At 70.6% G+C, this 21,938-nt stretch carries 18 protein-coding genes; 13 read left to right on the top strand and 5 right to left on the bottom strand.

Annotation, left to right across the window (positions count from 1 at the left end; genetic code table 11):
* Positions 1-17: 17 nt before the first annotated feature.
* A complete protein-coding gene (locus JL475_RS19985) occupies positions 18-1,286 on the top strand; it encodes an FAD-binding oxidoreductase (protein ID WP_202279158.1) in 1,269 nt (422 codons plus the stop codon).
* A 42-nt stretch (positions 1,287-1,328) separates the two neighbouring features.
* Here JL475_RS19985 and JL475_RS19980 read toward each other — a convergent pair whose 3' ends face one another.
* Positions 1,329-2,243: a YceI family protein gene (locus JL475_RS19980; protein WP_202279157.1), complete on the bottom strand. Its 915-nt coding sequence runs from the start codon at positions 2,241-2,243 to the stop codon at positions 1,329-1,331.
* Between the two features lie 599 nt (positions 2,244-2,842).
* A complete protein-coding gene (locus JL475_RS19975) occupies positions 2,843-4,339 on the bottom strand; it encodes a glucose/sorbosone family PQQ-dependent dehydrogenase (protein ID WP_202279156.1) in 1,497 nt (498 codons plus the stop codon).
* Positions 4,340-4,762: 423 nt separating this feature from the next.
* Between JL475_RS19975 and JL475_RS19970 the strand changes: the two genes are divergently transcribed.
* Positions 4,763-5,347, top strand: a complete 585-nt coding sequence (locus JL475_RS19970; RefSeq protein ID WP_202279155.1) for a TetR/AcrR family transcriptional regulator — start codon at positions 4,763-4,765, stop codon at positions 5,345-5,347.
* A gap of 113 nt (positions 5,348-5,460) precedes the next feature.
* On the opposite strand, the gene JL475_RS19965 is transcribed toward JL475_RS19970, so the two are convergent.
* From JL475_RS19965 to JL475_RS19955, 3 genes are read right to left on the bottom strand one after another with little or no spacing between them, the layout of a single operon-like run.
* Positions 5,461-7,713 (bottom strand): cytochrome P450, encoded by a 2,253-nt coding sequence (locus JL475_RS19965; protein ID WP_237407679.1) that lies wholly within the window; start codon positions 7,711-7,713, stop codon positions 5,461-5,463.
* Between the two features lie 19 nt (positions 7,714-7,732).
* On the bottom strand, positions 7,733-8,947 hold the full coding sequence (locus JL475_RS19960; protein ID WP_202279154.1) for a serine hydrolase: 1,215 nt from the start codon (positions 8,945-8,947) through the stop codon (positions 7,733-7,735).
* Between the two features lie 32 nt (positions 8,948-8,979).
* On the bottom strand, positions 8,980-9,792 hold the full coding sequence (locus tag JL475_RS19955; protein WP_202279153.1) for an SDR family NAD(P)-dependent oxidoreductase: 813 nt from the start codon (positions 9,790-9,792) through the stop codon (positions 8,980-8,982).
* Positions 9,793-10,025: 233 nt separating this feature from the next.
* Between JL475_RS19955 and JL475_RS19950 the strand changes: the two genes are divergently transcribed.
* From JL475_RS19950 to JL475_RS19900, 11 genes are all read left to right on the top strand, one after another.
* Positions 10,026-11,222: a 4-hydroxybenzoate 3-monooxygenase gene (locus JL475_RS19950; protein WP_202279152.1), complete on the top strand. Its 1,197-nt coding sequence runs from the start codon at positions 10,026-10,028 to the stop codon at positions 11,220-11,222.
* Positions 11,223-11,227: 5 nt separating this feature from the next.
* A complete protein-coding gene (locus JL475_RS19945) occupies positions 11,228-11,923 on the top strand; it encodes an HD domain-containing protein (protein WP_237407695.1) in 696 nt (231 codons plus the stop codon).
* A gap of 172 nt (positions 11,924-12,095) precedes the next feature.
* Positions 12,096-12,881, top strand: coding sequence for an IclR family transcriptional regulator (locus tag JL475_RS19940; RefSeq protein ID WP_202279150.1), 786 nt, complete (start codon positions 12,096-12,098; stop codon positions 12,879-12,881).
* A 128-nt stretch (positions 12,882-13,009) separates the two neighbouring features.
* On the top strand, positions 13,010-14,269 hold the full coding sequence (locus JL475_RS19935) for a cytochrome P450 (RefSeq protein WP_202279149.1): 1,260 nt from the start codon (positions 13,010-13,012) through the stop codon (positions 14,267-14,269).
* A 3-nt stretch (positions 14,270-14,272) separates the two neighbouring features.
* The gene (locus tag JL475_RS19930; protein WP_202279148.1) at positions 14,273-15,343 is read left to right on the top strand and encodes a PEP/pyruvate-binding domain-containing protein; all 1,071 of its coding nucleotides are present in this window, start codon (positions 14,273-14,275) and stop codon (positions 15,341-15,343) included.
* A 23-nt stretch (positions 15,344-15,366) separates the two neighbouring features.
* Positions 15,367-17,187, top strand: a complete 1,821-nt coding sequence (locus tag JL475_RS19925; protein ID WP_202279147.1) for a PEP-utilizing enzyme — start codon at positions 15,367-15,369, stop codon at positions 17,185-17,187.
* Between the two features lie 6 nt (positions 17,188-17,193).
* Positions 17,194-17,958, top strand: a complete 765-nt coding sequence (locus JL475_RS19920) for an SDR family NAD(P)-dependent oxidoreductase (protein WP_202279146.1) — start codon at positions 17,194-17,196, stop codon at positions 17,956-17,958.
* A 21-nt stretch (positions 17,959-17,979) separates the two neighbouring features.
* The gene (locus tag JL475_RS19915; RefSeq protein WP_202279145.1) at positions 17,980-18,300 is read left to right on the top strand and encodes a 2Fe-2S iron-sulfur cluster-binding protein; all 321 of its coding nucleotides are present in this window, start codon (positions 17,980-17,982) and stop codon (positions 18,298-18,300) included.
* Positions 18,301-18,306: 6 nt separating this feature from the next.
* A complete protein-coding gene (locus JL475_RS19910; RefSeq protein ID WP_202279144.1) occupies positions 18,307-19,575 on the top strand; it encodes an NAD(P)/FAD-dependent oxidoreductase in 1,269 nt (422 codons plus the stop codon).
* 13 nt (positions 19,576-19,588) lie between these two features.
* Complete coding sequence (locus tag JL475_RS19905) at positions 19,589-20,260, top strand: HD domain-containing protein (protein WP_202279143.1); 672 nt, start codon at positions 19,589-19,591, stop codon at positions 20,258-20,260.
* Positions 20,257-21,759: an aldehyde dehydrogenase family protein gene (locus JL475_RS19900; protein ID WP_202279142.1), complete on the top strand. Its 1,503-nt coding sequence runs from the start codon at positions 20,257-20,259 to the stop codon at positions 21,757-21,759. The genes JL475_RS19905 and JL475_RS19900 overlap by 4 nt, the downstream gene beginning before the upstream one ends.
* Positions 21,760-21,938: the final 179 nt, after the last annotated feature.

The following is a 21,938-nucleotide window of genomic DNA, read 5'->3' as shown; positions in this document are numbered from 1 at the left end:
TGGAGAAGAGGTCTTGCATGAACCGCCCCGCCTCGCCCGCGCACTCCGGCCCCCGCTCCGTCGCCGTCGTCGGTGCCGGCATGGTCGGACTGTCCACCGCCTGGTTCCTTCAGGAGCGAGGCGTCGACGTCACCGTGTACGACCGCGACGGGGTGGCCGCCGGCTCCTCCTGGGGCAACGCCGGATGGCTGACCCCCGGCCTGGCGACGCCGCTGCCCGAGCCCGCGGTCCTCAGCTACGGCGTACGCGCGGTCCTCAGCCCGTCCTCCCCGGTCTACGTCCCGCCCAGCGCGAACCCCGCCCTGCTCAGGTTCCTCGCGGGATTCGCCCGGAACAGCACCGCGACACGGTGGCTGCGGGCGATGCGCGCGCTCGTCCCCATCAACAGCCTGTCGCTGTCCAGCTTCGACACGCTGGCCGAAGGCGGCGTCGAGGCGCGGACCCTCGACGCCAAGTCCTTCCTCGCGGCCTACCGCACGGCAGGGGAACGCCGGGTCCTGCTGGAGGAACTCGAACAGATCCACGCCGCCGGCCAGCGCATGGAGTTCGACGTCCTCGACGGCGACGAGGCCCGCGGGGTCGAGCCGTCCCTCTCGGACGAGATCGGCGCGGCGATCCGTCTGCACGGCCAGCGCTACATCGACCCCGGACACTTCGTGCACGCCCTGGGCGACGCGGTCCGCGCCCGGGGCGGCGAGATCCGGGAGCGGACGGAGGTCACCGACGTGCGGGACGCGGCCACCGGTGCCGTCGTCCGGACCGGTGACGGCCAGGACCGGCGCTTCGACGCGGTGGTCCTGGCCACCGGAGCCTGGCTCGGCCGCCACGCCAGGAAGTTCGGGGTCCGCTCCGTCGTGCAGGCCGGGCGGGGGTACAGCTTCAGCGTCCCGATCGAGCACGTGCCGGCCGGCCCCGTGTACTTCCCCGGCCAGCGCGTCGCCTGCACCCCGCTCGGCGACCGGCTGCGCGTCGCCGGAATGATGGAGTTCCGCAAGCCGGAAGCGCCCCTGGACGCGCGCCGGATCAACGCCATCGCCGAGGCGGCCCGCCCGCTGCTGCGCGGCGCCGACCTGGACGCCCGCAAGGACGAGTGGGTCGGCTCGCGTCCCTGCACGACCGACGGACTGCCCCTGATCGGGGCCACCCGCTCACCCCGGGTCTTCGCCGCAGGCGGACACGGCATGTGGGGCATCACCCTCGGCCCGGCCACCGGACAGCTGCTCGCCGAGACGATGGTCACCGGCGCACGCCCCGCGGAGCTCGCGCCGTTCGACCCGCTGCGCTGACCGGCCACCGACGGTGGGGCGGGGACACCCGCCCCACCGTTCCTAGTTGGGCGGGGTCGGTGTGTCGTGGGTCCGGTACATGGCCTGTACGTCGAGCGCCAGCTGGACCGTCGGCCCGACGACGGCGATGCCGCGGGCGAGCATGGAACGCCAGTTGAGGGTGAAGTCCTCGCGATGCAGTTCGGTCTTCGCGAGGGCGGCGCAGCGCAGTTCCTGCTCGTAGCCGCCGTTCACGGCGCCGAGGTACTCGGTGTCGAGGCCCACCGAGCGACTGGTGCCGTGCATCGTGAGGGTGCCGTGCACGGTCCACTTGGAGCCGCCGTGGTAGGCGAACCGCGTGCTGGTGAAGTCGATGTACGGGTAGTTCTCGACGTCGAGGAAGTCCGCCGACCGCAGGTGGTTGTCGCGGGTCTGGTTGCCAGTGGTGATGCTGGAGGCGTCGATGCGCACCGAGACCTGGGAGTCGCCCATGTTCTCCGCGACCCGGATGCCGCCCTCGAACCGGGTGAAGCGGCCGTGGACATGAGCCATGCCCACGTGCTTGGCGATGAACCGGATCGCGGTGTGCGGAGGGTCGAACACCCAGGTGCCGGCGGGCGGCAGCTCCAGCTGGCGTCCGGGCTGCAGCACGACGCGTGCGGGGGCGAGAGCCACCCCGGCGACTATGTCGACGGTCTCGCGGACGGGTGACAGGCCATCCGATGCCAGCATCACGCTGTACCTGCCGGGGGGCAGGACCGCCATGTAGTAGCCGTACGGGTCGGTGGTGCCGCGGGCCGCGACGCGGTGGCTGTCCAGCGCGGTCACCGTGACCTCGGCCGCGCCCAGCGGCTGCCCCAGGGCATCGACGGCCTCGCAGCCGAACGCCCCCGCGCCCGCCGGCAGGGGGACCGAGAGGCCCGACGCGGCGCCGGAGGCGCCCTGCGGGCGCAGGCGCCGCAGCAGTCCGAGGACCATGGTGTTCACCTTTCTTCACGCATGTTTCCGCTTGGCCCGTACGGCACACCGCGTTCGCGGCTGCCAAGAGCCAGGGGATCAGGACATCAGTACGAGGGGGGCGGCCTGTCATCGATCCTAAAGCCGTCGGAAGGGGAGAGTGACTGCTCCCGACGTCGGCGCGGGCGCCGTGCGGTGCCGGGTGAGCCGTCGAGGGCGTGGTGTTATCAAGGGTAATGTGGCGATTTGCAGGGATGCTTCTTTGCAGTGCCGCTCCGGCAAATGGTGGGAACGTGTCGGAGTGTCCATGCATCACTCGCGATTTCGGTGAACATTGCACACGATCCGCACACTCCACCGAGGTCGCCCGGAGCGATGAGTTCTCGCGCGTTCCGCGGTCCAAGTCCGCCACGAGGCGACACCGCGCGGGCCGGCGGTCCACGTCTGCGAATCGACCGGACAGCCCGAGTACGGAACCTGCGGAGCCGGCGCACAGGGGACCACCGGGCGCACGGCACGGCGAAGGTCCTCGCCCCGGGCCCGGTCTGTGAGGGGTGTGACCGGGCGGGGCGAGGACGGCTGCGTGCCGCAGGGCGTACCGGGCAGGCCGGGGCGCCGGTTCAGCCCCGCAGGCGGTACTCGATGATCGCGCCCGGGTTCTCCAGGGGGTCGGAGACCGGACTGCCCTGGGCGTCACGGACGGGGCCCGCGGAGTCGGTCGCGACGAAGAGGGACCTGCCGTCGGCGCTGAACTCCGTGTCACGGAAGCGGTTGTGCTCCATGAAGAGCTCGGTGACCTTGCCGACGCCCTGGCCTCCCGGCGTGAGGTCGACGCGGTAGACGGTGCCGTCCTTGAGGGTGGTCATCACCAGGGAGTTGTTCCAGCCCGGGATGCCCTTACCGGTGGCTTCGGCGGACTTCCTGGACGTCCCGTAGTGCTCGAAGCTGGAGGGCGCGATGGTGGGCCAGCACAGGGACCACTCCTCGCCCCGCGCGCACCTGGGGTTCTGGAAGTTGAAGTCCGAGCCCACGGTGCCGAAGGTGTGGACCGGCTGGACGAAGGGCTGCTTGAAGTCGGTCTCCTGTTGGACGGGGACCGTCTTGGGGATCTCGAAGTTGCTGAAGGTCAGCTCGTCGCACGGCGTCGGCCACGAGGCGGACCAGTTGGCGTAGACGTACGCCTTGTCGTCGCGGTAGCCCGCGACGTTCGGCCAGCCGTAGTTGCCGCCCTTCTTCAGGATGTTGATCTCGTCGTCGGTCTTCGGGCCCTGCTCGTTCGAGTAGAGCGTGCTGTCGGGGCCGAAGGCCAGGCCCTGCGCGTTGCGGTGCCCGTAGGTGTAGACGTGGCTGCGCACGCCGCCCAGGACCGGGTTGTCCGAGGGGACCGAGCCGTCGGTGTTCAGCCGCAGGGTCTTCCCCTGGTAGGCGATCCAGTCCCTGCCCTGGACTTCGTGGGCGGTGGGCAGCCGCATGGCGTAGCTGGGCTTGCAGGTGTTCCCGAACTGGTTCACCCCCTGGTCACCGATGGTGTAGTACAGCTTGCCGTCGGGACCCAGGCGCAGCCGCGCCGACTGGTGGTCGTTGCCGGCCGGCATGCCGGCGATGACGGCCTTCGGGCTGTGCAGCCGCTTCCGGACGGGGTCGTAGGTGTAGCGCTCGATCTTGGTGCGGGCCTGCACGACCGGGGTGGGGTCGATGTCGTTGGTGTAGGAGAGGTACGCGTACACCTTGCCCGTCCTGCGCCGTTCCTCGATGGCGAGGCCGAGCACACCGTCCTGCCCGCCCTCGCTGTGGACGGCCTGCGGCAGGCTGAGCAAGGTGGTCTTGGCGCCGGTCTTCGGGTCGACCCGGGTGACCTTCTTGCCGGTCTTCTCGGTGACCCACAGGGATCCGTCGGGAGCCCGCACGACCTCGTAGGGGTCTTTCAGCCCGGTGGCCACGACGCGCTTGGCGAACATGCCCGAGGCGGGCGGTGTGCTGGTGCGGGCGGGAGGGGAGACGGCGTCGGAGTCCGAGTTGCCCAAAGGGTCTCCACCGGTGACGGCGGCGCCGGTGAGGGAGGTGCCGAGGGCCAGGGCGAGTGCGGTCGCCACCGGCCCGCGCAGTATGTGGTGCATGTGGTTCCTTTCCAGTGAGGTTGCCCCTGTCCGAGCATCGCTTGGAGTAATCGATTCAGCACTCCGGGTGTCGCGACGTTCTGCCGTTCAGGTGACGGGGCGCCGTGGCCGGGAGGCGGGACATGTGCGAGAACCCGCCCGGTCGCCGTCCGGGCAGGCATGAAGAGCCGCTCCAACTCGACGAGTTGAGGGCCGGAGTGCCGGGGTGCCGCTGTACGCGGCGGCCGGCCCGGCGGTAAACCCAGGCTTCGGCGGTGCCCCAGGGGCGCGCCACCGGTGTTCACCCGATCGGAGTGCGAGGAGCACCCCCGCATCGTGGTTCGCCCGGATGGCTAGACTGCACCGGCAGTGCCGTACCGCCGCGCCGACCGCCCAGGAGTGTCCCGTGACCCGTCGCTTCTCCTCGTGAGCCAGGTACTCCGCATGGCAACGAACCGTACGGCCAAGAGCATCGCCACCCGTCAGCGATTCGTCGACGAGGCCCTGCGCCTCTTCAAGGAACAGGGCTACGAACGCACGTCCATGGCCCAGATCGCGGCCGCGGCCGGCAGCAGCCGGGCCAATCTGTACCTGTACTTCAACAGCAAGTCCCAGATCATCAGGGCCCGCATGGCCGAGATCGAGGCCGAGGTGGCCGAGCTCTACGCCGTACTGGACGGGATGCCGGGGTACACACCCGAGGCCATGCGGGAGTGGCTGGGCACCGCCCGTGAGATGTGGCTGCGCTACGCCACCGAGTTCGAGGCCGTCAACCAGGCCATGGCCATCGACCCGGACGTACTCGAGGAATGGCTGGGCCTGATCCGGCGCGTCTCGTCGGCCCACGCGTCGCTCCACCTGGACGGTGCGACGGAGGGCGAGCGGGCGGAGCGCGAAGTGCACATGGCCACGCTGATGATGAGCCTGGAACGCAACTTCTACTTCCTGTACATCCGCGGCCACAAGGAGCGGGAGGAGCTGATCCTCACCTCACTGGCACGGCAGTGGGCCCAGTTGTTCGACGACTGACCGGACGACTGACCGGACGACCGACCGGACGACCGACCGGACACAGGACTCCGTCGGGAAACCCGGCGAACGGGCTTCCCGACGGAGTGGGGGAGTGGGGGAACGGCCCGGCGTCAGCCGCCCAGCACCAGTCGCGGACAGTCGGCCGCGGCCCGGGACACACAGATCAGCATGGTCCTGTCGGCCTCCTGCTCCGACGGGGTGAGGATCGAGTCCCGGTGGTCGGCCCGGCCGGAGACGATGGGCGTCTCGCAGGTGCCGCACGTACCGGTCTTGCACGAGGAGACCACCGGGAGCCCGGCCTTCTGGGCGGCCTCCAGGATCGTCTCGTCCGCGCCGACCTCGACGACCGTCCCGGACTCGGCGAACTCCACCTGGAACGGCGTGTCCGGCATGGTCCGCACCACGGGCTTCGGGGCGAACCGCTCCAGGCGCAGCGAGTTCTTCGGCCAGTGGGCGGTGTTCTCCTCCACGGCCCGCAGCAGCGGCTCGGGGCCGCACGCGTAGACGAGCGTTCCCTCGCGCACCTCACCGAGCAGGCCGGGCAGGTCGATCAGCCCGAGCTCGTCCTGGGGGACCACCGTGACGCGGTCACCGTGGAGGGCCAGCTCGTCGCGGAAGGCCATCGACGCGTGCGTGCGCCCGCCGTAGACGAGGTCCCACTCGGCGCCGGCCCGCTCGGCCTCCCGGATCATGGGCAGGATCGGGGTGACGCCGATGCCGCCCGCGATGAACAGGTAGCGGGGCGAGGGCAGGAGCCGGAAGTTGTTGCGCGGCCAGGACACGGTGACCCGGGACCCGACCGGCAGCGCGTCGTGCACCGCCGCCGACCCGCCCCGGCCGGCCTGCTCCCGCAGCACGCCGATGCGGTAGGAGGTGCGGTCCTCGGGGTCGGAGGACAGCGAGTACTGACGTACCCACGGCTCACCGTCCCCGCCCGGCACATGGACGTCGACATGGGCCCCGGCCTTCCACGGCGGCAGCTCCCCGCCGTCCGGATGGCTCAGGGTCAGGGCGACGACTCCCTCCGACGCCTCGGTGCGCTCCGTCACCTCCAGGGTGAGTGTGCGCACGGTCCGCGTCCGGGAACGCTCGACGTCCGCGACATCCCAGCGCACCTGCAGCGAACGGCGCACCGGGAGCAGGGCCATGCGCAGGAAGTCGATTTCGTCCGTGTCGTCCGGGCGCAGCGACGGCAGCCGCTCGAAGAGCACCCGCAGCCCCGTGGCGCCCTGGACACGGGCCAGGGGGTTGCCCAGGCAGGTGTGCCGTCCGGCCGTGAAGGCCAGGTGATCGGTGGGATCGGGGCGGTGGATGTCGAACTCGAAGGGCCGCTCGACGTGCTCGGGATCGGTGTTGGCCGAGGCCAGCGCGACCCACACCATGTCACCGGCGGAGATGTGAACACCGGACAGTTCCACGTCCCGCGTCACCCGGCGCGAGGTGAACGTCGAGGACGGGCGCCGCCGCAGCGTCTCCTCGAAGACCCGGGGCCAGAGCTCCGGTTCGGCGAGCGCGTCCTCGAGCGCCTGCGGGTTCTGGGACAGGAAGAGCACCGCGTTGGTCATGGCCTGGGCCGTGGTGTCCGTGCCGGCCGCGGCGAACTCGGAGACGTGCAGGGCGATCTGGGGCGTGGGCAGCGCGTACGAGCCGTCCTTCGCCCGGGCCGACGCCATCACGGAGATGATGTCGTCGGCATCGGAGTCGCGCCGCTCCTCGACGATGGCACGCAGCTTCAGGTTGGCCTCGACGAAGCGGTCCCACACCTGAGAGCGCGCCGGCTCGGGCAGCGGCTCGTGCGCGGACGACAGGACGGCGAACAGGTCGTCGCGCAACTGCCGCAGCATCGCCTCGTGTTCGTAGCCGAGACCCAGCAGCGCCATGATGGTCTGGGTGGTCAGCTCCAGCGAGTACTCCTCGAGCAGGTTCGCGCAGCCGTTGTTCTCGAACCGGTCGATGATGCGGTGCGCCCTGGCCTCGATCTCGGGCTGCAGCCGGTCCATGCGCTCCTTGACGAAGCCCCGCTGCGCCACGGACCGCGTCTCGGTGTGCCCGGGCGGGTCCTGCCCCACGATCATCTTCGACACGAGATCCGGCGGGTAGACCTCCCGGTGCTTCGCCGGCACGTCCGCGGCCGAGTTGGCGGCCGAGGAGTAGGTCTGCCAGTCCGACAGGACGGCGAGGCAGTCCTCCCGCCGCGTGACGATCCACGCGTTCAGGTGCGGGTACCAGAACACCGGCGAGGTGTCCCGGACCGCGGCCAGATGACCGGCCGGGTCCCGGTAGTAGTCGTCCCCCATCGCGTCGAAACCGTGGGCGACGGGGCAGCGGCCCACGGGCCGGGCCTCTTCCTGCAGTGACGTCATGGCCTGGTCCTTTCGCGGGTCAGACGCTGGTTGCCGCGGAGGCGGCGATCGAGGAGAGCTTCTGGAAGCGGGCGACGTTGTCGCCCTCGTCCATCACCCCGGAGGAGAGGAAGCAGAAGGACATGCCCGAGACGGGGTCCACCCACAGCAGGGACGAACCGGCGCCGTAGGAGCCGAAGGTGCGCGGCGAGACGAACGGGCCGAAGAAACGGGCGTGCGTCCCCGTGCCGGCGAGGGCCATGCCCAGGCCCATGTTGCCCGGCGGGAGGTCCCACTTGCGGGCGGCGGCGACCATGCCGTAGAGGTCGTTGATCTGGTCGCCGGTCTGGTTGGTCGTGGCGAAGTCCAGCACCGACTCACCGATGAGCTGCTCCCCGGAGCCGGTGCGCCCCTTGTTCCGCAGCATCTCGGTGAACGCGAAGACGTCGTCGATGGTGGACACCGCGCCGACCCAGGGCATCTCCGCGTCCTCGCGGTCGATGACCCCGTCGAGGCACTCGATGTCCTCGGGCTTGAGCCAGGAGTCGTTGGCGACGATGACCTTCAGCGGAACACCCAGGTCACGCCATTCGGCGGGCATCCCGAACCTGGTGTGCGTCATGCCGATCGGGCCGAAGACCTTCTCCCGCATGAGCTCCCGGAACGAGTCGGCACCGTAGGCGCGGCGGGCCATCTCGCCCATCAGCGCGTGGTTGATGGCCGCCGAGTAGTTCAGGTTCGTGCCCGGTTCGTGCACGACGTCGACGCCGCCCAGTGCCTCGATGACATCGGCGAGTACGGCGAAACCCTCCGGGCCCAGCCCCGGGTTGGGCGTCGCGGGCATGCCGGCCCGATGCGTGAGCAGGTGGGCGAGGTTGATCCGGTCCTTGCGCGCCGCGCGGAACGGCTCGATGCCGAAGAACTCGGGAATGAGGTCGACGACGCGGGTCGACAGCATCAGCCTGCCCTCGCTGAGGGCCCGGAAGACCAGGGCGTTGGTGAAGCCCTTGGACATGGACAGGATGCGGTAGACGTCCTCGCGCCGGGTCGGGCGGCCGGTCCGGGCGTCGGCCAGTCCGTAGCTGCCGCGCAGGGCGACCTCGCCGTGGCGGGCCACGATGACGTTCGCCCCGTGGTAGGCGCCGCTCTCGATGTCCGCGCGGATGGTGTCGTCCAGGACCTCGAGGAAGCGGCGCTCGACGCCGGGTGTCTCGGTGAGGGCGACCGTGGGCTCCGGGGCTTCGGTGTGCTGCACTGGATCTTCTCCGTCCGGTTGTCGATGGGGGGTCAGAGCATGAGGGCGCCGCCGGAGGGCGACAGCGTCTGACCGGTGTAGTGGCCCGCCGCGTCGGAGGCGAGGAAGAGGACCGTCCGGCCGATCTCGTCGGGCTCGGCCAGACGCTTCAGCGGCTGGAGAGCCAGCAGGGCCTGGACGTGGTCGTCGCCGGACGCCGTGAGCATGGCCGTCCTGATGCCGGCCGGGGCCAGCGCGTTGACCCGGATGTCGAAGGGGGCGAGCTCCGCCGCCACCGCCTTGGTGAGGCCCACGACCGCTGCCTTGGACGCCGGGTAGTAGGCGGGCATCGGCAGGCCGATGAGCCCCGCGACGGAGGCGAAGTTGATGATCGAGCCGCTGCCGCTCTCCTTCATCAGCGGCACGGCGGCACGGATCGTGTAGAAGGTGCCGTTGAGGTTGATCGCGACGACGCGGTCGAAGTCCTCGTCGGAGATGCCGTCCAGGAACTCGGGGTGGTAGGGCTCGCCGCTCTTGAAGGACTCGGTCATCCTCTGGTTGATCCCGTCCACCCACGCCTGCTTGGCCTTGTTCGGCGTGGCGACACCGGCGGCGTTCACGAGGATGTGCAGGCGGCCGTGGTCCTCCCGGACCCGGTCGAAGACGCGGTTCACGGCGGCGGAGTCGGAGACGTCCGCGGCATGACCCCGGACCCGCTCCAGACCGGCGAACTCGCGGTCGAGGTCCTCCTGTCGCAGATCCATGCCGTAGACCGTGGCACCGGCTTCCGCCAGGGCCTTCACGGCGGCCAGGCCCATGCCCGAAGCCGCACCGGTGACGACCGCGATCCTGCCGTCGAGTTCCATAGTCGATCCCCTCGTCGTTGAGGTGTGACCTGCCGCTTCAGGGCAAGTCCTGCCTGCCTGCGGTGAAGTCCGGTCAACCTAACCAAGAATTTGACACCTGTCTAGGTTTGGTTTCCGTGGATGTCCGGGCGCCGGAATCCGGAAGCTCGCACCGGGGGAGGTGCTCCGGCTCGATTCCACTGGACGGAAGAGAGCCCTGGCCGGGCGGCTCGGGCGGACGCAGAATGTCGCCCATGTCCTCCTCGCGCATTCACAGCCGTACGCAGATCGGCATCGTCGGGGCCGGCCCCGCCGGCCTGATGCTCTCCCACCTGCTCGCCCGGGCCGGGATCGATTCCGTCGCGATCGATCTGCGCAGCCGCCGGGAGATCGAGGAGACCCACCGCGCCGGGATCCTCGAGCAGGACTCGGTCGACCTGCTGGTCGGCACCGGCGTCTCCGACCGGGTGCACCGCGACGGTTACCGCCACGACGGCATCGAGCTGGCGTTCGGCGGGGGCGGCCACCGCGTCGACTTCCAGGGGCTGGTCGGAGCCTCGACCCAGCTCTACCCCCAGACCGACGTCTTCATCGATCTCGCCGACGCCCGCGAGCGCGACGGCGGCGACGTCCGGTTCGGCGTCACCGACGTCGCGGTCGACGGCCTCACCTCCGACTCCCCGGTCATGCGGTTCACCGACGCCGACGGCACCCTCCACGAGGTGCGCGCCGACTTCCTCGTGGGCGCCGACGGATCACGCAGCCTGTGCCGCCGCGAGGTGCCGGAGGCACGGCGCACGCAGTACTTCCGCGAGTATCCCTTCGCCTGGTTCGGCATCCTGACCGAGGCGGCGCCCAGCGCGCCGGAGCTGATCTACAACCACTCGCCGCGGGGTTTCGCGCTGATCAGCCAGCGCACCGAGACCCTCCAGCGGATGTACTTCCAGTGCGACCCCGCGGAGGACGCCGCCACCTGGTCCGACGACCGGATCTGGGAGGAACTCCAGTCACGCGTCGGGGCCAACGGCCACACGCTCAAGGAGGGGCCCATCACCTCCAAAACCGTGCTGCCGTTCCGCAGCTTCGTCCAGGAGCCGATGCACCACGGTCGGCTGGTGCTCGCCGGCGACGCCGCGCACACCGTGCCGCCGACCGGCGCCAAGGGCCTCAACCTGGCCCTGGCCGACGTACGGGTACTGGCCGAGGAGCTCGAGCGGGCGGTCGCGAGCGGTGACACCGCCCCGCTGGCGACCTACAGCGAGCGGGCCCTCGGCCGGGTCTGGAAGGCCCAGCACTTCTCCTACTGGATGACCACGATGCTGCACACGCTGCCGGGGGCCGACCCGTTCGACGTCCGGCGCCAGGAGGGCGAACTGTCCGCGGTGACCGGCTCGACCGCGGGCTCGACCTACCTCGCCGAGGCCTACACCGGCTGGCCGGAAGGGCGGTGAACACGATGAACACGGCACTGCCCCGTCAGAGCCCGACCGCCAACCAGCTCGGCACGGACGTCACGGGCCACCTGCCCGACCGCACCGAAGTGCCCGGCACCGCGGGCTTCCGGCCCGAGGACGACGCCGTGTGGCGCCTGGCCGTCGACCACCTCCACGTGCGGAGCAACGACGGCCACACCGCCTACTCCTACGGCCTCGCCGCAGCCCTGTGCGACCTGCATCCCGAGGCCGACCGCGATGTCGTGCTGCCCGCGATCATCCTCCACGACACCGGCTGGTCGAGGGTGCCCGAGGACGAGGTGCTCGAGGCCATCCGCCCCGGCGGGGGCCGCCGCGACCTCGTTCTGCGCCATGAGAAGGAGGGCGCCGCGATCGCCGCGGACATCCTCGCCCGGCTCGGCCACGATCCCGCGCGGGCGGCCGAGATCGTCGAGATCATCGACGGTCACGACACCCGGCTCACCGCGCTCTCCCTCAACGACTCGCTGGTCAAGGACGCCGACAAGCTCTGGCGGCTCACCCCGCACGGCGTGGACACCGTCATGGACTGGTTCGGGCTGACCCGCGAGCAGGCGCACACGCTGATCGGCAGCCGGGTCCACGACCACCTGTTCACCGACGCCGCCCGCACCATGGCCCGCGCCCTCGCCGCGGTCGCGACGATCGACAGCACGCCCCAGCGGATCGCGCTCGGCTGAGACGGGCAGGCGCCTTCGGCCGGGCCGGGGCACACTTCTTCGGCCGACGGGCGGCGCCCCGCACGGGGCGCCGCCCGCACGAGCCGCGCCCCGTGCGGGCGGCACGTCCTACGCGCTCGACGGGCCGCCCACCGTGCGCGACGATGGCACCCCGACGATCTCTGGAGGCCCCGTGCGCGGTGACGGCCGCACAGTGACCTCGAAGGCGTTCGCGCTGCTCAGCGCCTTCGAGAGTGGGCCCAACGCGCAGTCCCTGAGCGACCTCGCCGAGCACGCCGACCTGCCCCTGCCCACCGCGCACCGCCTCGTGAAGGAGCTCGTCGAGTGGGGCGCGCTGGAACGTGACGAACAGGGCCGCTACACCGTGGGCCTGAGGCTGTGGGAGGTCGCCCAGAACGCCGGCCGCCACCTGCGCGACACCGCGAGGCCCTACCTCCAGGACCTGTTCTCCCTCACCCACGAGACCGCGCACATCGCGATCAGGGACGGCGACGAGGCCCTCTACATCGACCGGATCTACGGCTCCACCCGGGTCCCCCGCGCCTCCCGCGTCGGCGGACGTCTGCCACTGCACGCCACCGCGGTCGGCAAGGTGCTGCTGGCCTACGAGGAGGAGTGGGTGCGCGACGCGTACCTCTCCCACCGGCTCGAGGCGGCCACCCGGCACACCCATGTCAACCCCGGACGGCTGGCCGCGGAACTGCGCAGGGTCCGCGACGAGGGCTACGCGACCACCCAGGAGGAGGTGCGCGCCGGATCGTGCTCGATCGCCGTCCCGGTCCGCATCGAACCCCACCCGGCCGCCATCGGCCTGGTCATGCTGTCGAGCGACGGGACCACGATGACCCGCCACCTGCCGGCCCTGCGGGGGATCGCGCGCCGCATCGAGACGGCCGCCGTCCGCCCCCAGCCCAGCCTCGCCCGCATCCCGCGGCGGTCGGGCCGCGGACGCTCCTGACCCCGCACGAGCCGCCTCCCGGAGCGCGAACCACTTCCGTCCAACGGAAGTCACGCGTGGACCTTCCCAGGTGCCCGGGGTCACGATGAGGTCGTCGTCACACGGCGACGTGATGAACAGGAGGCGGGATGACGTCGACCCAGACCCCGGCCGGCACGGCTCCGGGCTGTCCGATCCATCACGGCTACGAGCCGTTCGCCCAGGACGACCCGTTCCCGTCGTACGCCGCCCTCCGCGCGGAGGAGCCAGTGATGTACGACGAGCGGATCGGCTGCTGGGTGGTGAGCCGCTACGACGACATCAAGGCCGTCTTCGAGGACTGGGAGACCTTCTCCTCCGAGAACGCCCAGGCGCCGGTGCGCGAGCGCGGTCCGCAGGCGAAGCAGATCATGGAGGAGGGCGGCTTCACCGCCTACTCCGGCCTCTCCGCCCGGGTCCCCCCGGAACACACCCGGATCCGCAAGGTAGCCGCCAAAGCGTTCACCCCGCGCCGGTTCAAGGTGCTCGAACCCGACATCCGCGCCAACGTCGTACGGTTGCTCGAAGCGATGCTGGCCCGCCCCGAGCGCCACGGCGACCTGGTCCGGGACCTGGCCTACGACGTACCGACGATCACGATCCTCACCCTGATCGGCGCCGACGTCTCGCAGATCGACACCTTCAAGCGCTGGTCGGACTCCCGCTCGGCCATGACGTGGGGAGACCTCTCCGACGAGGAGCAGGTGCCGCACGCCCGCAACCTCGTCGAGTACTGGGCGGAATGCCGCCGGCTGGTCGCCGAGGCCCACGAGACCGAGCGGGACAGCCTGGTCGGCGACATGGTCCGGATGCAGGCCGAGGGCGACCCGATCAGCGACCACGAGATCGCCTCGGTCTGCTACTCACTGCTCTTCGCCGGACACGAGACCACCACCACACTGATCTCCAACGCCCTGCGGGTGCTGCTCTCCCACCCCGACCAGTGGCGTCAGGTCGTCGAGGACCCCCGTCGCATCCCCGGCGCGGTCGACGAGGTGCTGCGCTACAGCCCCTCCATCGTCGGCTGGCGCCGAAAGGCCCTGCGCGACGCCGAGATCGGCGGTGTGGCGGTCCCGAAGGGCGCCGACATCCTGCTGCTGATGGGTTCGGCCAACCGCGACGCGTCCCGCTTCGAGGGCGGCGAGTCCTTCGACATCGGCCGGGCCAACGCCCGTGAGCACCTGTCCTTCGGGTTCGGCATCCACTACTGCCTCGGCAACATGCTGGCCAAGCTCCAGGCGAAGATCACCCTCGAGGAGACCGCCCGCCTCGCGCCCGGCCTCCGCCTCGCCGACGACTCCGACATCCACTTCGGTGACAACCTTTCCTTCCGCGCGCCCGCCGCGGTCAGGGTGACTTGGGAGGACTGACCCGTGAACGACTCCATCGTCTTCTTCGACAGCGGCCACGCGCCGGCACTCGAACTGCTCGGCGGCAAGTGCGCCTCGCTGGTCTCCATGACCACCGCCGGCATGCCCGTACCGCCCGGGTTCGCCGTGACCACGGCCGCCTTCGACCGCTTCGTCGACGGCAGCGGCCTGCGCGAGGAGATCCAGGCCGCCCTCGCCGAGATCGACCCCGACGACGTAGCGTGCGTCGACCGGGTGTCGGCGAGGATCCGGGCCGCGATCGAGTCCCGGGACGTCCCCGACGACATGCACGGCATGCTGCGGGGCGCCTACGACACCCTGATGTCGCGGTTCCCCGACGAGGTGCCGGTCGCGGTCCGTTCGTCCGCGACCGCCGAGGACCTCCCCGACGCCAGCTTCGCCGGCCAGCAGGACACCTACCTCTGGCTCACCGGCTACCCCGCCGTGAGTGAGCACGTACGACGGTGCTGGGCCTCGCTCTACACCAGCAGGGCGATCACCTACCGGCTGCGCAACAACATCCCCGAGCAGGACCTGTCGATGGCCGTCGCGGTGCAGAAGATGGTCAACGCCCGTTCCTCGGGCGTCGCGATGACCCTCGACCCCGCCAACGGCGACCGCTCCAAGATCGTGATCGACGCCTCGTGGGGGGTCGGCGAGATGGTGGTCTCCGGACAGGTCACACCCGACAACATCCTGCTCGACAAGGTCATGCTCACCGTGGTCGGCGAGCACCTCGGCGACAAGCACGCCGAACTCGTCCCCGACCCGCGGACCGGCTCGCTCGTCGAACGCGAGGTCGAGGCGGACCGCCGCGCGGTGCGCTGCCTGACCGACGACGAACTGCTCGCCGTCGCCACCCTGGCCAAGCGGGCCGAGAAGCACTACGGCTGCCCGCAGGACGTCGAGTGGGCACTCGACGCCGACCTGCCCGGCGGCGAGAACCTCCTGCTCCTGCAGTCCCGCCCGGAGACGGTGCACTCCGCCGCTCCGGCCGCCCCGTCCGCCCCCAGGGCCTCGGGCCCGGCCGGCTTCTCCATGACTGGTCTCACCTCCTCCCTCATTGGCCGCTGAGCCCGAACCGCAGAGGAACCCGCATGACCATCGAACAGACCATGAAGTCCTTCCCGAAGCCCTCGGAGATCGAGGTGCCCGCCGGCGCCGAGGGGTGGGAGAAGCTCTACCCCTACCACCTCGTCTTCGACAACGCCCCCGGCGGCGACGAGAAGTTCTGGTTCTGCGACAGCCAGCACTGGCCCACGGTGTTCAAGCCGTTCGAGACCATCGGCGGCGAGTTCGCGGTCAAGTGCCTCGGCCAGTACAACACCCGGCACCTGCTGATCCCGCCGGCGAACGGCATCGAGTTCAAGATCCATCTCGGCTATCTGTACATGAGCCCGGTACCGGTGCCGGAGAGCGAGATCGCCGCCCGAGTACCGGAGTTCGAACGCCGCGCCGGCCACTACTTCCAGAACTGGGACAGCCTGCTGGAGGCCTGGCACTCCAAGGTCCGCGCCACGATCGACGAGATGGAGGAACTCGAGTTCACCGCGCTGCCCGCCGCCGTGCCGTTCGACGACATCGTCTCCGGCAAGGCCATGGACGGCTCCCAGGTGCTGATGGAGAACTACGACCGCCTGATCGCCCTGCTCTACCGCAACTGGCAGTACCACTTCGAGTTCCTCAACCTCGGATACCTCGCCTACCTCGACTTCTTCGGCTACTGCAAGGAGGTGTTCCCGGGCATCCCCGACCAGGCCATCGCGAAGATGGTGCAGGGCGTCGACATGGAACTGTTCCGGCCCGACGACGAGTTGAAGAAGCTCGCCGTCAAGGCCGTGGAGATGAAGCTCCAGGCGGCGTTCGCCGACCCCGACGACGTCCAGGGCACCCTGCGGGCGGTCCGCGACGCGGGTGGCGAGGAGTGGCTCGCGGCGTACGAGGCCGCGCAGGACCCGTGGTTCAACTTCACCGTCGGCAACGGCTTCTACGGCCACGACAAGTACTGGATGGAGCACCAGGAGATCCCGCTCGGCTACATCAAGGACTACATCCGGCGCGTCGACGAGGGGCAGGACATCATGCGGCCCGTCGGCGAACTGATCGCCGAGAAGGAGCGGATCGTCGGAGAGTACCGCGACCTGCTCCAGGGCGACGCACAGGAGCAGTTCGACGCCAAGCGCGGTCTGGCCGCCACCGCCTACCCCTACGTCGAGAACCACAACTTCTACATCGAGCACTGGACCATGGGCGTCTTCTGGCGCAAGGTCCGCGAACTCGCCCGTGTGCTCACCGACGCCGGCTTCTGGGCCGACCCCGCCGACATGCTCTACCTCAACCGCAACGAGGTGCGCGACGCGATCTTCGACCTCGTCACCGGCTGGGCGGTCGGCGCCGAGCCGACCGGACCGCACTACTGGCCGGCCGAGATCGAGCGGCGCCGCGGCATCATCGACGCGCTCTCGACCCGCCGTCCGCAGCCGGCGCTCAACACCCCGCCCGCCCAGATCACCGAGCCCTTCACGATGATGCTCTACGGCATCACCACCGACCAGGTCCAGCAGTGGCTGGCCGGGGACGAGGGCGGCGACGACGGTGCCATCACCGGCATGGCCGCATCGCCGGGCGTGGTCGAGGGCGTGGCCCGCCTGATCACCTCCGCCGACCAGCTCGGCGAGGTCCAGGACGGCGAGATCCTCGTGGCCACGATCACCGCGCCGTCCTGGGGCCCGATCTTCGGCAAGATCAAGGCGACCGTCACCGACATCGGCGGCATGATGAGCCACGCCGCCATCGTCTGCCGCGAGTACGGCCTGCCCGCCGTGACCGGCACCGGCTCGGCCTCGACCACCATCCGCACCGGCCAGCGCATCCGTGTCGACGGCACCGCCGGCCGCGTCGAGATCCTGGAGAGCTGAGCCACCATGTCGCTCCCCAACCCCCCGGCGCCCGCCCGCACCGTCCTCGTGACCGGTGCCGCGGGCGGCCTGGGCCGGGCCTTCGCCCTCGGCTTCGCAGGCCGCGGCTACCGCGTCGCCGTCGCCGACCTCGACATCGACGGCGTCAAGGAGACGGCCCGGCAGGTCCAGAACGCCGGGGCCGACGCCTGGCACGGGCGCGTCGACGTCACGGACACCGACTCCACCGAGGAACTCGCCACGCGGGTCGCGGACTTCGGTGAGGGCCGGATCGACGTCCTCGTCAACAACGCGGCCGTGTACGGCACCGTCACCCGCTCGCCGCTCGAGGACATCGACCCCGCGGAATGGGACCTCGTGATGGCGGTCAACCTCAAGGGGCCGTGGCTGATGACCCGCGCCGTCAGCCCGTACCTGCCCGAAGGCGGCCGGGTCGTCAACCTCTCCTCGGCCACCGTCTACAGCGGCTCGGAGAACTGGGCGCACTACGTCGCCTCCAAGGGCGGCGTCATCGCGCTCACCCGGGTGATGGCCAAGGAACTCGGCCGCCGCTCGATCACGGTCAACGCGATCGCGCCGGGTTTCACCCTCACCGAGGCGAGCCGAGGCCTGCTCGAGGACGCCGAGTCCTACGGCGTCGACCGCGGCTCCCTGCGGCGGGCCAGCCGACCCGAGGACATCGTCGGCGCCGCGCTCTACCTCGCCGGCCCCGACAGCGACTTCGTCACCGGCCAGACCCTGGTCGTCGACGGCGGCCGTCAGTTCATCTGACCTCGAACCAGGAGGAAAGTCATGCCCCAGGTCACCTATACCGACCACACCGGCGCGTCCCGCACGGTGACGGCCAACGTCGGCGACTCGGTCATGGAGACCGCGGTCCGCAACGGCGTACCCGGCATCGTCGCCGAGTGCGGCGGCTCCCTGTCCTGCGCCACCTGCCACGTGTACGTCGACCAGGACGCCCTCGACTCGCTCCCGCCGATGGAGGAGATGGAGGACGAGATGCTCTGGGGCGCCGCCGAGGACCGACAGGACAACTCCCGCCTCTCCTGCCAGCTCAAGGTCACCGACGGCTGCGACCTGCACGTGACCACTCCGACCACCCAGGTGTGAACGATCATGGCTGACGGACTGCTGATCATCGGCTCCTCGCAGGCCGGTGTATCGCTCGCCACCTCCCTGCGCGCGCTCGGGTACGACGACCCGATCACCCTGCTCGGCGACGAGAACCACCGCCCCTACCAGCGGCCCGCCCTGTCGAAGGAATGGCTGCAGGGGGAGATCACCAACGAGTCGCTGATGTTCCGCACCCAGGAGTACTGGGTCGAACACCGCATCGACGTGGTGAAGAACGAACGCATCATCCGCATCGACAAGAACGACGACGGCTCGGGCGTCGCCCACTCCATGTCGGGCACCGACTTCCCCTTCGACCGGCTGGCGCTGGCCGTCGGCGCGCGGGCCCGGCGGCTGCTGCTCGACGGCGTCGACCTGCCCGGCGTCCTCTACCTCCGCAACGCCGACGACGCCCTCGAACTCAAGGCCCGGGTGCCCGACGTGCACGACGTGGTCGTGATCGGCGGCGGCTTCATCGGCATCGAGGCGGCCGCGTCCCTGACCAGGATGGGCCGCTCGGTCACCCTGATCGAGGCGGCGCCCCGGCTGGTCCCGCGGGCCGTCGGCGAGGAGACCTCGGCCTACCTCCTCGACCACCACCGGGCCGCCGGCATGGACATCGTGCTCGGTGCCTCGGTCCGCCGCATCGTGCCCCGCGGTGACCGGGTCGGCGGCGTCGAACTCGCCGACGGCCGGACGGTCCCCGCCGACCTAGTGCTGGTCGGCGTCGGCGTCATCCCCAACACCGAACTGGCCGAATCGATCGGCCTGGTGTGCGACAACGGTGTGCGGGTCGACGAGTCCGCCCTGGCCTCCGACGGGGTCACCGTCGCCGTCGGCGACTGCGCGAACCTGCCCAACCCCGTCCCCGGCGCCCCCGCCGGCGACCGGGTGCGCTTCGAGAGCGTCAACAACGCCGTCGAACAGGCCAAGGTGGCGGCCTACGCCATCACCGGCCGTCGCGAGGAGTACGCGGGCATCCCGTGGTTCTGGTCCAACCAGGGCGACATCAAACTCCAGATCGCGGGGCTGTCCACCGGGCACGACCGCACGCTGGTCCGCGCCGACCCGGAGCGGGGAAAACACTCGGTCCTCTACTACCGCGGTGATCGCATCCTGGCCGCCGACTGCGTCAACCACCCGCTGGACTTCATGGCGGTCCGCAACGCGCTGGCCAAGGGTCTGTCCATCCCCCACGACGCCGCCACAGACCCGTCCGTCCAGCTCAAGTCCGTGACCGTCGACCCGGCCGCCCTGGTCGCGGCCGACTGAGAAGGGGAACCCCATGCCCACCGCGCTGCCCACCGAGCGCCCCGTACCGGCGCCCGGACCGGTCGACACCTCACCCATCTCGTTGACCCCGGCCCCCGGTGACGATCTCGACCCCATATGGAAGGCGGTCGTACCCGAGACCCGCACGCGCGGCAACGACATCCACCTGCCGATCTCGCTGGCCTACGCCGAGCGGCTGTGCGACTCCTTCCCCCACGCCGACCGGCTGCTGGTGCGCGTGGCGATCCAGCTGCACGACACCGGGTGGGGGAGGGTCGACGAGGAACGCATCCTCTCCGAGGGCTTCTCCGGTGACTGGCGCAGGGCCGAGATCCGGTTCGAGCACGAGAGGCAGGGCTGCGCGATCGCCCGTGAGGTGCTGCCCCCTCTCGGCTACGACGACACGTTCGTCCGGCAGGTCTGCGACATCGTCGACGGGCACGACACCCGGAAGGAGGCGTACTCGCTGGAGGACGCTCTGGTCCGCGACGCCGACCGGCTGTGGCGCTTCGACCACGCCGGGATAGCGCTGGCGTCCGGCTGGTTCCGCATGGACCCCGCGGCCTACAGCGACCGGCTCGAGACGGAGATCATTCCCGAACTGCTCACCGCCCCGGCCGTCGCCATGGCCACCGCCACCCTCAACCGCTCGCGCGCCCTGCTCAAGACGGCCGTGATCCGATGAGCGCCACCGATGCCCGGCCGGCGACCGGACGGGTGGTGTCCACCCGGCCGGAGCCCCGCTGGACCCATGTGGACGATCTCTACGCCGACGGCGCCTGGACCCGCTCGACCGCCGCCGCCCGGCTGCCGCTGGTCGACCCGGCCACCGGCCAGGAGTGGGGATCGGTCCCGGACTGCTCGGCCGACGACGTCGACGCCGCGCTGTCCGCCGCCGACCGGGCCTTTCGCACCGGCCCGTGGCCGCGGACCACACCGTCGCAGCGGGCCGCACTGCTGCTGCGGATCGCCGACGAGGTCGAGGCCCGCGCCGCCGACACGGCGCTGACCAACACCCTGGAGAACGGCTCACCGATCAGCGAGACCCACGGCGCCGCCGCGAACGCGGCGGGCATCCTGCGGCACGTCGCCGGGCTGGCGTCCTGGCTCGAGGACGAGGACGTACGGCCGTTCCCGGCGGGGGGCGCCGAGACCGTCGTGCGCAGGGACCCGGTGGGCCCGTGCGTGCTGATCGCACCCTGGAACTTCCCGATCAACCTCATGGTGGTCAAGCTGGCGCCGGCCCTGCTCGCAGGCTGCACGGTCGTCATGAAACCCGCGCCCGGCACATCGCTGTCGATCCGGTTCGTGGTCGAGGCGTGCGAGGCCGCCGGCGTCCCGCCCGGGGTGGTCAACCTGGTCACCGGCGGCGGTGAGGTCGGCGACCGGTTGGTGCGCCACCCGCTCACGGCCAAGGTCGCCTTCACCGGGTCGACCCCGGTCGGCCGCCGGATCGCGGCCGCGTGCGGCGAACTGCTGCGACCGGTCACCCTCGAACTCGGCGGGAAGTCCTCGGCGATCGTGCTCCCCGACGCGGACCTCGAGCAGATGTCCGCGGCGCTGATCCGCACCTGCCTGCGCAACACCGGGCAGACCTGCTACATCTCCACCCGCATCCTGGCCCCCTCGGAGCGCTACGAGGAGGTGGTCGACATGGTCACCCGCACGGTCGAGGCCGCCCCGCAGGGCGACCCCTTCGACGAGCGCACCGTGTTCGGTCCCATGGCCTCGCGGGCGCAGTACGAGGTGGTGCGCGACTACCTGGACTCGGCCCACGAGGAAGGGGCGCGAGCGACCGTCGGCGGACGCCCCGCCGACACGGAGCGGGGCTGGTTCATCGAGCCGACGGTTTTCGCCGACGTCACCCCCGACATGCGGATCGCGCGCGAGGAGATCTTCGGGCCGGTGGTGAGCGTCCTGCGTTACGACGACATCGACGAGGCCGTCGCCCTCACCAACGACACGTCGTTCGGGCTCGGCGGCGTGGTGTTCTCCGCCGACCGCGAGGCCGCGCAGGCGGTCGCCGAACGCATGGACACCGGATCCGTCGGCGTGAACTTCTTCGGCTCCAACCACAACGCCCCCTTCGGCGGGCGGCACGACTCGGGGCTGGGCGTCGAGTACGGAATCGAGGGCCTGTCCCAGTACGTCACCTTCAAGTCGATCCACCGCCGTACCGGCTGACCCGCCCGCCGACACGGCCCACGACGCTCGGCGGCCGCGAGGGCCTTTTGCCGGAGAGGAGACGGTAAAGCAGGTGATCGAAGCAACTGGCTTTTTTGAAAAGCTAGTTGCTGACTGTTCAGCCGAAGTCCGACATCCGCGACGCGTTCTCCTCCGTCCTCGGACGATGACCCCCGGGC

The organism is Streptomyces sp. M2CJ-2, from assembly GCF_016757295.1.
Classification (GTDB): domain Bacteria; phylum Actinomycetota; class Actinomycetes; order Streptomycetales; family Streptomycetaceae; genus Streptomyces.
Note: the sequence above shows the minus strand (reverse complement) of the source record. Positions and strands in the feature narration are given on the sequence as shown.

Coding starts and splice junctions, on each gene's coding strand:
- JL475_RS19985 (WP_202279158.1), top strand. CDS start 18: ATGAACCGCCCCGCCTCGCCCGCGCACTCCGGCCCCCGCTCCGTCGCC.
- JL475_RS19980 (WP_202279157.1), bottom strand. CDS start 2,243: ATGGTCCTCGGACTGCTGCGGCGCCTGCGCCCGCAGGGCGCCTCCGGC.
- JL475_RS19975 (WP_202279156.1), bottom strand. CDS start 4,339: ATGCACCACATACTGCGCGGGCCGGTGGCGACCGCACTCGCCCTGGCC.
- JL475_RS19970 (WP_202279155.1), top strand. CDS start 4,763: ATGGCAACGAACCGTACGGCCAAGAGCATCGCCACCCGTCAGCGATTC.
- JL475_RS19965 (WP_237407679.1), bottom strand. CDS start 7,713: ATGACGTCACTGCAGGAAGAGGCCCGGCCCGTGGGCCGCTGCCCCGTC.
- JL475_RS19955 (WP_202279153.1), bottom strand. CDS start 9,792: ATGGAACTCGACGGCAGGATCGCGGTCGTCACCGGTGCGGCTTCGGGC.
- JL475_RS19950 (WP_202279152.1), top strand. CDS start 10,026: ATGTCCTCCTCGCGCATTCACAGCCGTACGCAGATCGGCATCGTCGGG.
- JL475_RS19945 (WP_237407695.1), top strand. CDS start 11,228: ATGAACACGGCACTGCCCCGTCAGAGCCCGACCGCCAACCAGCTCGGC.
- JL475_RS19935 (WP_202279149.1), top strand. CDS start 13,010: ATGACGTCGACCCAGACCCCGGCCGGCACGGCTCCGGGCTGTCCGATC.
- JL475_RS19925 (WP_202279147.1), top strand. CDS start 15,367: ATGACCATCGAACAGACCATGAAGTCCTTCCCGAAGCCCTCGGAGATC.
- JL475_RS19920 (WP_202279146.1), top strand. CDS start 17,194: ATGTCGCTCCCCAACCCCCCGGCGCCCGCCCGCACCGTCCTCGTGACC.
- JL475_RS19915 (WP_202279145.1), top strand. CDS start 17,980: ATGCCCCAGGTCACCTATACCGACCACACCGGCGCGTCCCGCACGGTG.
- JL475_RS19910 (WP_202279144.1), top strand. CDS start 18,307: ATGGCTGACGGACTGCTGATCATCGGCTCCTCGCAGGCCGGTGTATCG.
- JL475_RS19905 (WP_202279143.1), top strand. CDS start 19,589: ATGCCCACCGCGCTGCCCACCGAGCGCCCCGTACCGGCGCCCGGACCG.
- JL475_RS19900 (WP_202279142.1), top strand. CDS start 20,257: ATGAGCGCCACCGATGCCCGGCCGGCGACCGGACGGGTGGTGTCCACC.